Annotated in this window: 17 protein-coding genes; 4 read left to right on the top strand and 13 right to left on the bottom strand. The window is 36.0% G+C overall.

Annotation, left to right across the window (positions count from 1 at the left end):
* Positions 1-52 precede the first annotated feature (52 nt).
* Positions 53-883: a TetR/AcrR family transcriptional regulator gene (locus LZ480_RS09255; protein WP_241369124.1), complete on the top strand. Its 831-nt coding sequence runs from the start codon at positions 53-55 to the stop codon at positions 881-883.
* 60 nt (positions 884-943) lie between these two features.
* Here the strand turns inward: LZ480_RS09255 and LZ480_RS09250 are convergent, their stop codons facing one another.
* Positions 944-1678 carry an alpha/beta fold hydrolase gene (locus tag LZ480_RS09250; RefSeq protein ID WP_241369123.1) on the bottom strand — a complete coding sequence of 245 codons (735 nt, stop codon included), beginning with the start codon at positions 1676-1678 and terminating at the stop codon, positions 944-946.
* Between the two features lie 106 nt (positions 1679-1784).
* A complete protein-coding gene (locus tag LZ480_RS09245) occupies positions 1785-2657 on the bottom strand; it encodes a DMT family transporter (RefSeq protein ID WP_241369122.1) in 873 nt (290 codons plus the stop codon).
* 382 nt (positions 2658-3039) lie between these two features.
* Between LZ480_RS09245 and LZ480_RS09240 the strand changes: the two genes are divergently transcribed.
* Complete coding sequence (locus tag LZ480_RS09240; RefSeq protein WP_255731371.1) at positions 3040-3402, top strand: nucleotide excision repair endonuclease; 363 nt, start codon at positions 3040-3042, stop codon at positions 3400-3402.
* A 50-nt stretch (positions 3403-3452) separates the two neighbouring features.
* Here LZ480_RS09240 and LZ480_RS09235 read toward each other — a convergent pair whose 3' ends face one another.
* From LZ480_RS09235 to LZ480_RS09200, 8 genes are all read right to left on the bottom strand, one after another.
* Positions 3453-4061: a transcriptional regulator gene (locus tag LZ480_RS09235; protein ID WP_241369120.1), complete on the bottom strand. Its 609-nt coding sequence runs from the start codon at positions 4059-4061 to the stop codon at positions 3453-3455.
* Positions 4062-4136: 75 nt separating this feature from the next.
* The gene (locus tag LZ480_RS09230; RefSeq protein ID WP_241369119.1) at positions 4137-4697 is read right to left on the bottom strand and encodes a 5' nucleotidase, NT5C type; all 561 of its coding nucleotides are present in this window, start codon (positions 4695-4697) and stop codon (positions 4137-4139) included.
* Positions 4698-4706: 9 nt separating this feature from the next.
* Positions 4707-5783: an FAD-dependent monooxygenase gene (locus LZ480_RS09225; RefSeq protein ID WP_241369118.1), complete on the bottom strand. Its 1077-nt coding sequence runs from the start codon at positions 5781-5783 to the stop codon at positions 4707-4709.
* Positions 5776-6888: a bifunctional diaminohydroxyphosphoribosylaminopyrimidine deaminase/5-amino-6-(5-phosphoribosylamino)uracil reductase RibD gene (gene ribD, locus LZ480_RS09220; RefSeq protein WP_241369172.1), complete on the bottom strand. Its 1113-nt coding sequence runs from the start codon at positions 6886-6888 to the stop codon at positions 5776-5778. The genes LZ480_RS09225 and ribD overlap by 8 nt, the downstream gene beginning before the upstream one ends.
* A gap of 15 nt (positions 6889-6903) precedes the next feature.
* Positions 6904-7638 carry a GTP cyclohydrolase II gene (locus LZ480_RS09215; protein ID WP_241369117.1) on the bottom strand — a complete coding sequence of 245 codons (735 nt, stop codon included), beginning with the start codon at positions 7636-7638 and terminating at the stop codon, positions 6904-6906.
* Between the two features lie 121 nt (positions 7639-7759).
* Positions 7760-9205: a sodium/pantothenate symporter gene (gene panF / locus LZ480_RS09210; RefSeq protein ID WP_241369171.1), complete on the bottom strand. Its 1446-nt coding sequence runs from the start codon at positions 9203-9205 to the stop codon at positions 7760-7762.
* A complete protein-coding gene (locus tag LZ480_RS09205) occupies positions 9205-9468 on the bottom strand; it encodes a YhdT family protein (RefSeq protein ID WP_241369116.1) in 264 nt (87 codons plus the stop codon). The genes panF and LZ480_RS09205 overlap by 1 nt, the downstream gene beginning before the upstream one ends.
* A 331-nt stretch (positions 9469-9799) precedes the next feature.
* Positions 9800-10783, bottom strand: coding sequence for a diaminopimelate dehydrogenase (locus tag LZ480_RS09200; RefSeq protein WP_241369115.1), 984 nt, complete (start codon positions 10781-10783; stop codon positions 9800-9802).
* Positions 10784-11038: 255 nt separating this feature from the next.
* On the opposite strand from LZ480_RS09200, the gene LZ480_RS09195 reads away from it, so the two are divergent.
* Positions 11039-11500: a hypothetical protein gene (locus tag LZ480_RS09195; RefSeq protein ID WP_241369114.1), complete on the top strand. Its 462-nt coding sequence runs from the start codon at positions 11039-11041 to the stop codon at positions 11498-11500.
* Positions 11488-11781: a YxcD family protein gene (locus LZ480_RS09190; RefSeq protein ID WP_241369113.1), complete on the top strand. Its 294-nt coding sequence runs from the start codon at positions 11488-11490 to the stop codon at positions 11779-11781. The genes LZ480_RS09195 and LZ480_RS09190 overlap by 13 nt, the downstream gene beginning before the upstream one ends.
* 279 nt (positions 11782-12060) lie before the next feature.
* On the opposite strand, the gene LZ480_RS09185 is transcribed toward LZ480_RS09190, so the two are convergent.
* From LZ480_RS09185 to LZ480_RS09175, 3 genes are all read right to left on the bottom strand, one after another.
* Positions 12061-12549, bottom strand: a complete 489-nt coding sequence (locus LZ480_RS09185; RefSeq protein ID WP_241369112.1) for a hypothetical protein — start codon at positions 12547-12549, stop codon at positions 12061-12063.
* Positions 12550-12870: 321 nt separating this feature from the next.
* The gene (locus tag LZ480_RS09180; protein WP_241369111.1) at positions 12871-14118 is read right to left on the bottom strand and encodes a DUF4153 domain-containing protein; all 1248 of its coding nucleotides are present in this window, start codon (positions 14116-14118) and stop codon (positions 12871-12873) included.
* 48 nt (positions 14119-14166) lie between these two features.
* Complete coding sequence (locus LZ480_RS09175) at positions 14167-14379, bottom strand: helix-turn-helix domain-containing protein (protein ID WP_241369110.1); 213 nt, start codon at positions 14377-14379, stop codon at positions 14167-14169.
* Between the last annotated feature and the right edge of the window lie 11 nt (positions 14380-14390).

Raw genomic sequence — 14390 nt, 5'->3', positions numbered from 1 at the left:
TATAATAATGACTAGCCGGTCACATGTCAAACGAAAGGGGCGGTAAATTATTATGACAAGAAAGCAACTAATACTTGATGCAGCTATTACCCTATTTTCAGAAAAAGGAATCGAGGCGACATCAGTACAACAAATAACAGAGCATTGCGGTATTTCAAAAGGGGCCTTTTATTTATCTTTCAAATCGAAAGAAGAACTCGTTTATTCAATTATTGAACATTTTTTGAACAATATTATCAAAGGAGTTGACCAAGCAGTCAATTCTGAAATAGACCCGTCCCAAAAGCTACATTTATATTTTAAGCAAACGTTTAAAATACTCTCACAATATACAGGATTTGCACAAATTCTCATGAAAGAAAAAATCAAAACTATTAGTGAAGAATTAATCGAACGTATTCAGTATTTCGTAAATTTATCAAATGAAAACTTGGCAAAATTGCTTATAGAAATTTACGGTGAAGAAATTCGAGAAAAACTTTATGATCTTATAGTTGTAATTAATGGAATGGTTCAAGCTTATTTACAAATTGTTTTTGATGGAAAATTAGTAATGAATCAGGTTGATTTTTCAAAACTTGCTGACACATTAGTAGAAAAAACAACAATCATTGCAACCCAAAGCCAATTAATTTTTTTACAACAAAGTGATTTTACAAGCAATAATGAAATTCCTTTGTCTATAAATCAGCTAACCGAAGAACTCCAACGGCTACAGGAAGTGACAGTAAATCAACTTGAGCAAGAATCTGTCACACTATTAATAGAGGAATTACAAGCTTCAAACCCAAGGGTAGCTATAATTTATGGCTTAATACACAATCTTCAAAATAATAACCAATTCAATTGGATAACGCTGATGATTCGCAAATATTTCTCATAAACTTTACCTAGTCAAATTAAAAAACCGGAATGCCGATTTATTATAGGCATTCCGGTTTTTTTATTGTTTTAAAAACTTTGTCACTTCACGTATCACTGTTTGCGCATCCTCAAGCATGCCCAAGTGTCCTGTATTCGTATACACCTTTGTTACATTTGGATTCGAGGTTTCAATAGGTGTAACAGCTTTGTCTTGCTCACCTTCAATCACCAGAATCGGTGTTGTTGTTGCATCGACTAAATCTTGTTGATTCGAACGAGATTTCATTGCGCCTAAAGCTGCAACCAGTCCCTCCACTTTCGCTTCATGAGCTACTTCTTTCGCATATAAAATGTCTTCTGTTTTTGCATCAGGAGCCAAAAAATTATGAATAATGCCTTCAACAAATGCACCAACACCATTTTGCAAAATTTCGTGTTGTTGTTTTGTACGCTTTTCAAGCGCTTCTGGAGTATCCGGTGCGTCCGATGAATATAATAAGACGACTTTTTCAATATTCGTAAATTGTTTTTCTAATACAGCCAATGTGATATACCCACCCATGGAATGCCCAATCCAATAGGCATTTTCAACTTGTTCATGATTTAATACATCTAAAACATCTTCGGCATAACGATACATCGTATAATCTCCTTCTGGAGCGTCACTTTTTCCGTGCCCAGGTAAGTCGATGGCAATAACATCAAATTGTTTTGTTAATGGTTCAAATATTTTGTCAAAAATTGAAATACCACCTAAAAAACCATGAATTAATACAACTACTTTTCCTGAGCCTTCGCGTTTGTAATGTAACATTTATTTATACCTCCCCACATGTAGTCAACTTATCTTTTACCTAAAACACCTAACAATAAACAAAAAACTGTACTATAAATTTTACAAATCATAATACAGCATGGATTTAACTAAATATTTTCTTTCGTTTGAATGATGGCTTCACTTCAGCAAATAAAATCGCGAAGAAAATTAAAATACAGCCAAAAATCATACGTCCAGTTAATAATTCATTTAATAATAATACAGAAAACATCGTGCCAAATAATGCTTCTGTCGATAAAATAATGGCCGATTTTGTGGGATTTGCATACTGCATACCTAAGTTTTGACACACATAAGCAACACCTGTACAAAATACCGCTAAATAAACAATAATTCCAATTCCTTCTGTTGTATAAGTTGTAGGGTAATCCTGTAAAACAATTACACCAATTACACTACAAACCGTAGCAGAATAAAATTGTACAATCGTCAACGCAAGCGCGTCTTCTGATTTAACGAATACATTTGTATAAAAAATATCAAATGCAAACGCAATTGCACATAAAATCGATAAGAAGTCTCCGATATTAATTGTTAGAGAATCTTGTAATGATAAGAAACCAATTCCGACAATCGCAACACCTGCAGCGATAAATTCAAATCGATCAATTCGACGTTTATAAATTATGTAAGCAATTATTGGTACAATGATAACATTAATAGCCGTTAAGAACGCATTTTTTGAAGCTGTAGTATATTCTAGCCCCCATGTTTGAAGCGTAAATGCTAAAAATAAAATAGCGCCTAATAGGCTACCCTTCCATAGCACCGTTTTATTGATTAATTTAAGCTTCTTATAAAAAACTAAACTTAGAATTACCGAGGCTAAAAAGAAACGCCCAGCCATTAGTTGGAATACTGACCAATGCTCCAGTCCCTTAGCCATCCCAACAAAGCCACTACCCCACATAATTGCTGTAATGAGCATCAACAGCTCACCTTTATATTTTTGCATTTTCATTCCTTCTCTCTTTCATTCACAATAAATTTACAATAATCAAAATTCACAAAAAAAGAAAGTAGAAATGTAAAAATACAGCACACTTTGCGATAAGTTCTCGTAATTCGTTTGACTTTGCATTTTGAATTTGGCATTTTATTTACTGTAAAGTGTGTTGAATAATGTTTTTTGTAGGATTTGAGCGAAGTAATTTATTATATTATTCATTAATAGTGTCGGATAATATGTCTAATAGATTGAAAAAAGTACCCGCCCTTTTTCCAATTATGAACTAAAATTAGTATTTCTCACTATAATCATAGCTATTTTAATGAGAATCATGTAAAATGAACCTTTACCATAATGTAGGGACGTGAATGTATTGATTAAAATTGAAATGCCAAAACCAGATTTAGTAATTCGCCAACGAGAGCAAGTAATTAAGCCAGGCGAAGTTGAAATTAAACCATATTTCGGATTTATTGATTTCCACAAAATTACACGCGATAATGGCGGCCTTTTCTTCTTCTATAACGAGAAAAACGAGTTATTATTCGTAGGGAAAGCGCGTAAAATCCGTCAACGTATTAAAAAACACTTTGAAGACAATGTATCGCCAGTGAAAAATCACCGTAATGAGATTCACAAAATTGAAGTGTATGAAATTGAAGATGCAGTAGAACGTGAAATTTACGAAACTTACGCAATCAATGAATTCAAATCAAAATTAAACGTCGACAAAGTATTTTTCGAACGTTAATTGACGATAAAAGCATGGATACCGGACTTCCCGTAACCATGCTTTTTTTGCTATTGATTAAGTTTAAAATCAAGCATTTCATTAATTTTACGGATATCTGTTAAAATACCACCCTTTTGAGCAGCAATGCCTACGTACCACTTATCAATCAAGTCTTGCATACCTTCTTCAATTGTATCGCCTTGAGCAACTAAATGTACCATTAGATCTACAGCTTTCGTACGATCCTCATAGAATTTCGCACGAGCTGGGAAGTCTTTACCAACATTTTGCTTGAAAATGTGACCCAATTTAATGATACCAAAGTTCATCATTTGTTCACCGTAAAGCGTCGAACCAACAATTGCTAAACGTTCGTTAAAATCAGGTTCATCTTTAATGTAATCTTGCATTAATAAGGACACCTCACCCGCGAAGCTTTTTAATTTGTCGCGTTGGCCGTCCATTAAACTTTTTGTTTCTTCAAAGATTTTAACCATCATTTCCGAATGTTCAAACATACCTTTTACTTTTTTCAGTTTTTCATCTGTCGCATTGTTAATTTTCACTTGAATTGTTTCATATACATAAAGTCGTTGTAGGTATGATGCCAATAATATAATTCCGTTATATTGAATGCTCGCTTCGTATTTTTGCGGATCACCGATGTTAATGTTCATGTTTTTCCTCCAGCAGTTGATTCTATATAATTAACAATACCATATAATTCGGCTGTTGAAAGAAAAAAATTCAAACTATTTTAATAATGCGTGAAATTCATGCCAATTTGTTAAACGGATATAATCAACTTCTTGATTGTATGACTGATTTTTTACGATAATTTTCGTAGTTGTATTCGCCAATGTGTTTAACACAGCTGGCTTATCATCGACGTAGACATCCAATTCTAAACTTTTAATAATATCTATTTTTTCGTGATCTTGCATCCCACAATAAAATCGTTCATCTGCTACAGGAAATCCTTGCGCTTTCACCCATTCACGTGTTTGCTGACAATATTCTTTCGGACGTGACGTAACGTAGTAAATTTCATGTCCTGCATCTGCTAAAGCGTTTAACACTTCTTTCGCATCTTGATAACTTGGACAATCCGTAAAATAGATTTCCTGCATGGAATCTTTCCACATTTGACTTCCTTCTTCACTTGTCATACCAAATGCCCCATGAATTTCGACGGTAGGAATTTGATCGAAAACATCCTCATCAACAGCCATCTTTAATTTTTTATTATATAAATGAAATGCATATCGACGTAAATCAATCAGTGTATCATCAATGTCAAAACCAAATTTCATAGCTCTCACCTAACTTAAAACAACAAAAGCCTCACTAAACTTTTGTTCCTTTTCTATTTGTGTTGCTTGTATTCTTTCAATCTCATGCTTACGCTTTGTTGCACAGCTCACAAAATCAAACTGTTCATTTTGCAGCAACACTTCAGCTAAAAGATGCGCATCCATTAGCGCACTATTTAAACCATAGGCTCCTGTTGGCGTCATTGTATGCACTGCGTCACCAATTAACACGACGCCATTTTTCCCCCACTGCTCTGCCATACTACTAAATACGTCAAGGGGCACGAAATCTTGCCATGATTGGATATGTTCTTTTACGGATGCCGCTAATTGCGGAAATGCCGAACAAAGCTTTTCTATAAACGGCGTGAACGGTTCCTTACGCAATGTTGAGAAACTTCCCTTTTCGATATTCCAACCAATTTGTACAAATCCTTCTGCCTGTGTAAATAACGAAATTTGCATTCCATTTACAAGTGCCATTTTTATCGAAGGGCTCCAATTTGCAGGTGCTGGAATTCGTGCCCACAATAAATCATAGCCATGGCTACGAACAGTCGTATCTATATTTGCTAACTTTCGAATGCTCGAATAACGTCCATCTGCACCGATAATCAGTTGTGATTCGATTAATAATTCTTTACCATTTTGTACGGCACGCACCGCAGTATATTGCCCTTGCTCATTTTGAATAAGTTCTTTTACTGTTGTATTAAGTACATAATCAAATAAGGGGTAATGTTTTGCTTGTTCTAAAATGGCTTGTAGCAAATGAGCTTGGGGCACATGAATACCTAAATGACCAACTTTTTCATCCGGCAATATTGTTTTAATACATTCACCTTGATGCCAATATTCTAACGTCTCCATTTTAAGTAGCCCAAGCTGTTCGATACGTTCATAAATGCCATGCTGCTTTAATACGCTCTCGCCCTCTTCATTAAGATGCTCGCCACGAAAAGTTTTCGCAAAATTATTTGTTCGTTCTACTAATAGTACCGAGACGTTTTGCTTTGCGAGTAAATTTGCTAGTAAGGCACCGCCTGGCCCACCTCCAACAATACATACATCTACCTTTTTATGCATTTTCGTTCACCTGTTTTGGATATGCAATAATGCGTAAATCAGGACCAATTTGTGTCACTTCTTCAAATTGTAATTGTGCTGCTAAATCAATTGAATCGACATCCTCACCAGTAAACGGTGGAATCGAACGCGCACCACCTAAAACTTTTGGCGCTACATATACGATATATTGATCAATCAAGCCACTACGTAAAAATGAAGCATTGACCGCGCCACCACCTTCTACTAGTAAATGCGTAATGCCGAATGAATATAACGCTTTTAATACCGCGTCCAAATCTAGCCCATTTTCCGTTTTAGAAACTTGCAGGATCACTACGCCTTGTTTTTCAAGTGCAACCTTTTTTTCATTTGATGCATCAAATGACGTTACAATAACCGTTCGTGCTTCTGTTGTCATAGCAATTTGTGCTTCTAACGGCGTTTGCAAAGCACTGTCTAGTACAACACGAACAGGATTGCGACCATTCCGATTCTTTAGACGTGTCGTTAATTGTGGATTGTCTTTTAACACCGTATTAACCCCTACTAAAATGCCGTCTACTTCGTGGCGTAATTCATGCACATCGGCACGAGCTGCTTCTGACGTAATCCACTGAGAATGTCCGTTATGTGCCGCAATTTTACCGTCTAACGTCATCGCAAATTTAGATACAACAAACGGACGCTCCGTTACCATATTGTGTATGAAACGTTCGTTTACTTTTCTTGCTTGCTGTTCTAATAAGCCTACTTCCACTTCAATGCCCGCATCTCGTAATAACTGAATACCACGTCCTGCTACTGACGGGTTTGGGTCTTGCATAGCAACTATAACACGCGCAACTTTAGATTCTTTTACTAGATTTGCACAAGGGGGTGTTTTACCAAAATGTGAGCACGGTTCAAGTGTTACATAAAGCGTTGCCCCTTCTGCCTGCTCGCCCGCCATTTTAAAAGCATGAACTTCAGCATGAGGCTCACCAGCTTTACGGTGTAGCCCTGTTCCGATAATAACCCCATCTTTTACAAGCACCGCGCCAACGAGTGGATTCGGATTGGTATTTCCTTTTGCGCTTGCTGCTAAATCAAGCGCTAATTGCATATAATCACGATCTGTTTTCATCATTATAGTAACTCCTTACACCATTAACTTTTCAACTTTACCTAAATGGCCAGATTTTTCAACTTTCGTTTGTAAATAATGAGCATTCGTTTCCGTTAAGCCACCCCAAAGTGGAATATGTCCATTTGCTGAAAGACCATGCGCTTGCAAGGCTGCAAGTTTTTTCGGGTTGTTAGTAATTAGAGTTACAGGTTTAGAACGTAAGCTTTCTAAAATTTTCAATGCATCCTCGTATGAGCGTGTATCATCTTCAAAGCCTAATGCATGATTGGCTTGTACAGTATCGAAGTTATCTTCTTGCAATAGATACGCTAATGATTTTGAAAATAAACCAATGCCTCGCCCTTCATGATCTGCTAAATAGAAAATTGCGCCACAACCATGACTGGCAATCATTTTCATCGATTCATGTAATTGATAGCCGCAGTCACAGCGCTGCGAACCAAAAATATCACCCGTATGACAAATACTGTGCATACGAATTAAAGCATTATCACTATTTTCAAAATCTCCATATACTAACACTGATGACTGTTGACCAAATGCTAGATTCATTGATGATAGTTCATCAATCAATTGTTCCTTTGTTTTATCGTTATTAACAGTTAACCATGAATACCAATTGAACGTTGCTTCAAAATCACCTTGTTTAATAGGAAGCTTTACAGGGCCAACTAACGCTAGATTGTGTGAATCGTTTTGCACGACAAAGTGAATTTTATCCTTTAAAATATCAATAGTATTTTTCATTTAATCACCATTATCCTATAATAAGTTACTTTATGTAACCTAGTTTAATATAATAAGTACCAAACGTCAAATAAAGGGACTGCAAATTTTCCACTTTGCAGTCCCTTTATCATATCTTCAACTAAAAATGATAATCCTCAATTTTTTTCACCTTATTTGCAATTAAGCTAACGACAACGAAGGCAATGAGTGAAGCCAATATTGGAATCGTTACTGAGTGCATGCCAAATAAGTTCGTTTGGAATTCCGAAATATAAATATATAAACCTATACCAACAATCATTGAACTAATTGCACCGTATTTGTTCGCTTTTTTCCAGTATAATCCGAAGACAACACTCCATAAAAATGCTGATTCTAAACCACCAAACGCGAATAAATTGAGCATAATTAGTAGTTCCGGTGGATTCACTGCAAATAATACAACCGTAATACCAATAATTGTTGTTACCCAAAAGCTACGTGTTTTAATTTGCTTGTCCGTTGCTTTTGGATTGATATAATTTAAATAAATATCTTTTACAACAGTTGAACTTACTAAAATCAGTAATGCATTAACCGTTGACATAATAGCCGCCATTGGAGCAGCTAACACAACTCCTGCTAACACCGGTGGTAATACTTCAAGTGTTAATAGCGGCATTACTTTATCGCCAATTTCAATACCTGGCATTACCGGACGGGCAAATACACCAATTAAATGCATACCGAACATAATGGTACCAATCCCGATAGTACCAATTATAATTGCACGGTGTAAGCTTTTTGAATCTTTATAGCTCATCGCACGAACGGCAATTTGCGGTAAACCAATCACCCCTAGACCGATTAAAATCCAAAATGTAGATACATATAATGGCGTTAAGCTTTGATCTGCTCCAAAAGGCGAAACTAAATTTGGATTTTCTGTTACTAAACTTTGCATAATATTATCTACACCGCCACCAGCAATTACTGTGGCAACGAGTAAGATAACCGTACCAATAATCATAATTGACCCTTGCAGTGCGTCCGTTAATGCAACTGCACGGAATCCACCAATAACAACATAAATTAATACGGATGCCGCAAAAATAAGAAGTGCTGTCGTATAGGAAAGGCCAGTTAATGACTCAATTAATCGAGCACCACCAACCCATTGCGCCATCATCGACGCAAATAAGAAAATAATAATACTAATTGCTGACAAAATGATAATCGTATGGCTGTCATAGCGCTTCTTTAAAAAGTCGATTAACGTAATCGCCTCAATGCGACGCGCAACAATCGCAAACTTTTTCCCAAGTACCATTAATACAAAATAACCTGCTGGAAGTTGTGCCATCGCAAGTAACACCCAGCCAAGCCCTGTGTTATAGGCAACCCCCGGGCCACCGATGAAGCTTGATGCACTACCATATGTCGCCATCATCGTCATCGCTAAGAGGAAGCCACCCATTTCACGTCCACCTAAAAAGTATTCTTGTAAAAACGAATTCGAATTAACAACCTGACGATTTGCCCAGATACCAATCCCAAAAATGATTACTAAAAATACAAATAGTGGCACAATTACTGCCCAATGAATCATCGCTTTTCTTCCTCCTCATCTAATGGAATGTCTTTGAAGAAAAGCTTCATTGCTAGCCAAATGCAAATGATCATAAAAATAGTTCCTGCTATACAGCTATAGAAAAACCATGCCGGGAATCCGAATACATATTTATATTCAGTCGGGTCACCCGAACCTAGTCCATAAGCAAATCCATACCAAATCGCAAAGTTCATTATCACTAATACAACACCAATAAGTGCTTCTTTATGAGCGATTTTAAAACGCTTATCTTGCATACTAACCGTCCCTTCTTCTTACTTAATATCAATATAATTAAATATCTTTTTCTATCATACGTGCCCATGTTAAGAAAGAAAAGACTTTCTAGATATTTTTGATCAAAAAAGGGAGTGTCCGAGAAGTATTTCTGGGACATTCCCTTTGCGCCGAGGATGGAGGCTAGCACGAAGCTAGTCATGAATGCGTTGTCACAGGATGTGACGCTTTTAGCATTCGATCTTTCCTTCTGACCACCGCAGAAGCACCGCCTCAAGCGGATTATTATTACACGAGGTATGCACTGTCCAAAAAGTTATAACTTTTTGGACAGCCCGTAACTTTTATATCTTATAGCAATTCTTTTCGTAAATCCGCTGCTGACTTTGCTGATAGTAAGCCAAACGGAATATCAAATACCGTCTTCGCTCCTTTGTCCCCTTTTTGTGCTAAATTATGCGCTGCACGTGCATACGCAACTAACACACTTGAAGTAAACATTGGATTAGACTCTAATTTTAATGAGAATTCTAAAATTTGCTTATCATTTTCGCCTGACTCGCCTGAACGAATGACAAAGCCACCATGCGGCATGCCTTGGTGATTCGTTACAAATTCATCTTCTGTAATGAAGTTGACAGTTGTATCATAATCAGCAAAATAGTTAGGCATGTCTTTGATTTCTTTTTCGATTGCTGCTGCGTTTGCGCCTTGTTCTATCACAACATAGCATTCACGAGCATGCTTTTCACGCGTTGAAAGTTCTGGATTATCACCGTTACGTACACGGTCAACTGCCGCTTTAATCGGTAAAGTATACTGCACAGCTTTTTTCACGCCTTCTATACGACGAACTGCATCTGAGTGACCTTGGCTTAAACCATCTCCCCAGAATGTATATGTATTGCCTACAGGAAGAACCGCTTCACCTAATAAACGATTTAATGAAAATAATCCTGGATCCCAGCCAACTGAAATAATTGACACCGTATTTGCTTTTTGTGCGACCTCATCTACTGCATCAAAGAACGCAGGGATCTTGGCATGCGTATCAAAGCTATCAATTGTATTAAACCACTGTGCAAAATGTGGTACTTGCTCTGGTAAATCCGTTGCCGAACCACCACATAAAATCATAACATCAATTTGTTCTTTATAGTTTAGTGCATCATCCACTAAATAAACCGGTACATTTGCTGTTTTAATTGTTACTGAAGCTGGATTACGACGTGTAAAGACAGCAACCAATTCCATGTCATCATTTTGACTAATTGCCGCTTCCACTCCACGACCTAAATTACCGTAGCCAACAATCCCAATACGAATTTTACTCATTTTTCGTTCCTCCAAGAATTCAATTTCCGCTTTTCTTTATTACAAAATGATGTAAATTCTGAATTGCGTTTAAATTTACTAATCATCATACAATTTCGTAAAGCCTTTCTCAACATATTTTTGTGATTTTACAAGCATTTGTCATGAAAGAAGCAATGCTAGCACGAAAGGAATAGCAGAGTTTTTATTTTCTATTGGTGTCCCTATTTGCTATACTAAAAGAGTATAAGACATAAAGATTATTGGAGGAAAAACATGAAGAAATTTTCAGCAGTATTGTTAGCATTTACACTTGTATTCTCAAGTGTTGGATCTACTCTTCTATTCGCTGACGATGCACAAACAGTTGAAGCGAAATCGTACAAATCAGGAAAGAAAGGCTTCAACAGTAATAACAACAATACTAACATCCAAAAAAATAACGATGGTGCAACAAGCCCAACAACAGCAAAACAAAATAACAACACAACAAAGCAAAAAGATACAAAAGCGGCTTCTTCAAACAAAGGTGGCTTAATGAAAGGCTTAATGCTTGGTGGTTTAGCTGGTCTTTTATTCGGTAGCCTATTTAGCGGTATGGGTATGCTTGGTAGTATTTTAGGCTTACTTGTTAACGTAGCTGCAATAGCTGCGATCATCTTCTTCTTAGTGAAAATTTACCAGCTTATTAAACGTAAAAAAGATCAAAAAGAGGTAACGGATACGTGGAAAAACTAAGGTTACTAGAACAAGATTTAATCAATGCGATTTGCTTATTCCATGCAAAATTTAAAAACGTAGCTCCGGAGGAAATCGAAGTAGAGTTGATGTATGATGATGTTGCGGGCTATTCAGCAGAAGCATTTTACAACGGACAATTAGATGTTTATAATACGGTAAATTTCATTACTGCGTTACGTCTTTATATCGACGAACAACTAGGGCGTGATTCAATGGCCGCGCGTATCGTATTAGATATCGATGATGAAGAAGGTATGATTGCAAACGTTGAATTTTAACTTCGATTAGCTTATTATTTCTGAGAAAACTCAAAAAATCTATACCATTTCAAATTTGATTATTATAAAATCGAACAAATAAGCCCGAGCATATTTTTAATTATGCTCGGGCTGTTTTACACTATCTTTAATCCTAATTTCTTTGTCAACAATTAATTTGCAACCCATTTCGAACTTATAAAGTTCTTATTACGAACGACAAATCTAGACAATCAGTTATTTCCACTTGAAATCTCGTTAATGCTTACGTTGTAAACAATGCTCTTTTTCAAAGCTGCACTATTTTGTTGACATTGACTCCGTTGTTTCCGCAGCTTTTGTCACTTTTCCTTCTTTTTCAAGTTGTTCGATTAGTTTTTCTACCGTCATGCCTTTTTCTTTCGCCATTTCTTCTAAGTTGATTGGTTCACTTGATTGAACCATTTCTGTTGATCCATTTGTCGTAGCTGATTCAATTTCCTCTTCAGTTTTCGTAGCTTCTGTTGACGGAATCACTTTCATCATCTTACCTTCTTTTTCAAGCTGTTCAAATAATTCTTCTACTGTAATGCCTTTTTCTTTTGCCATCTGTGCGTAGTCCGTGTATTCGCCTTTTTTAATTGCTTCATCTTTACTCATTGTTACAGTTGAACTTGTAACTGCTTGCTCTGTACCTGTTACTTTCGTTTTTGCTGCGCCCCACATATCTGAGTTGCTCGCTGCATAAGCTGATCCAGCAACCACGCTTAACCCTAGAATCACCGATGTAATTGTTAATTTTTTCTTCACAATAAATTCCTCCTAAAATGTTTTACCTTCACCCAATGCAATTAAGTAGCCTCTCCATTGGATGTCTCCATTGTATAACAAGCCATGTTAAATCCATGTTAAGGTAATTTTGGAGGCCAATTTCTTTAAGCAAGTTGGATCATTTGCTATATGCAAATTACAAAATGGATATTATCAGAAAAATACAGCTACAACATTTTTTAGTTTAGGAATGAAATTAAGCCAAAATTATGCAACTATGTATTAAAAGGTGCATAATTTCGGCTCTAAAGGTTTCGTTAGTTATAGAAGGTAGCTTATTGAAACATTAACAAAGCCTTTCTAATTAAAGATTATAGGAAAAGTAAATATTACGATAGCTGCCCATAGTCCATAGATCGGCAAATATTTCGTAACTGCATCTTGGATAGTTGAAGGTCCCGATTTGTTTTGTAGAAAACGTAAATAGGAGAGCATAATCCAAATTAGATTTGTCCAGATTAGTATGTTTACTCCTAAAACAGCAAGTCTATTAGGTGTAATCCCATAAGAAGAAAGTCTGAACACGATGGCTGACAATGCCACACTATCAATGATAAGTGCAAGAACAATTAATGCAAAATTTATATAATCTGAAATGTTCTTTTTCTCATCAGAGTCTTTCTCGGTAATGGAAAATATGGTAACGGCCAATACACCCAAGAGTATTCCATTAAAGGCTAAAAGAAAGTCGCGGTCCAAGAATGGATTTTTTCCAACCCAAATAACTGTAATAATATAGACCAACAGCGTGAGCAAGACAAGAGGACTAAAAATTTTAGCTAAATATGGTGTAATATTTCTAGCAAGTTTAAGATTCATTGATACTAGGTATGCGGCCACAATAGAAAGAGCGGCAGCACCAAATAGAACGATATTACTAAAATAGAACTCTTCTATATTCAAGTCAACAAAGCTAAATAACTGCAGCGTTAATGCAGCAAGGACCATTCCGCTAACAGCCATGCTGGCGTAGAGAATACAATATTCCAAATTAAATTTAATATAAGCTAATCTTGTACTACTATTTGTATATTCATTACCTGTAAATGCAAGCCCTAACAATACCCAAAAGAATACGGGAAGATGTAAGTATGCAAGGAAAGTACTGTCTTTATAATTTAATGGCAGCAAATTAATATAAAACCCGGTAATTAGTAATAACGCTGCAATGAAAAAAATAACACTTTTTTTCGGAGTATTTTTATGTACAAAATAAGCAGCAATAAAAGGAATTATTCCGAAAAACATGTTAATTGGAGCAATTGTTTCCTGTTCGACAAAATGGAAAATGATCCTAGTGCACATTCCGGCCAGAATGGCTAAAATGCCCATGAATATGAAGCCTTTTTGAAGAAAGAAAGATCTCCCTGTATTTGCAGACTCCTTGAAATTCAATCTTTCATACCAAACACTAAGTACCTGAGAATTAGGATTTTGTTCCCATGCATGTGAAAATGACTTTTTAAATACTTTTGGATCATTTCTATACATTCTTTCCAACTCTTGAGGATTATCAATATTTTCAATAATCAATTTGTTGATTTCCATAGTTTTACCTCCCCCAATAATTGTTAAATTAAGTTTCTTCCACATTGTTTAACTGTCGTCGTCTTTGTATTCTAATATATCTCCAGGCTGGCATTCTAAAGCCTTACAAATGGCCTCTAAAGTGGAAAATCGAATCGCTTTTGCCTTTCCATTTTTCAAAATAGAAAGGTTCGCCATTGTTATACCAACCTTTTCCGTAAGTTCTGTTACACTCATTTTCCGTTTTGCTAACATCACATCAATATTGATTATTATCGTCATTGTTATTCACC

This window comes from Solibacillus palustris, from assembly GCF_022549215.1.
Classification (GTDB): Bacteria; Bacillota; Bacilli; order Bacillales_A; family Planococcaceae; genus Solibacillus; species Solibacillus daqui.
The sequence above is the reverse complement of the archived record's forward strand: the minus strand, read 5'-3'. Positions and strand labels throughout refer to the sequence as shown.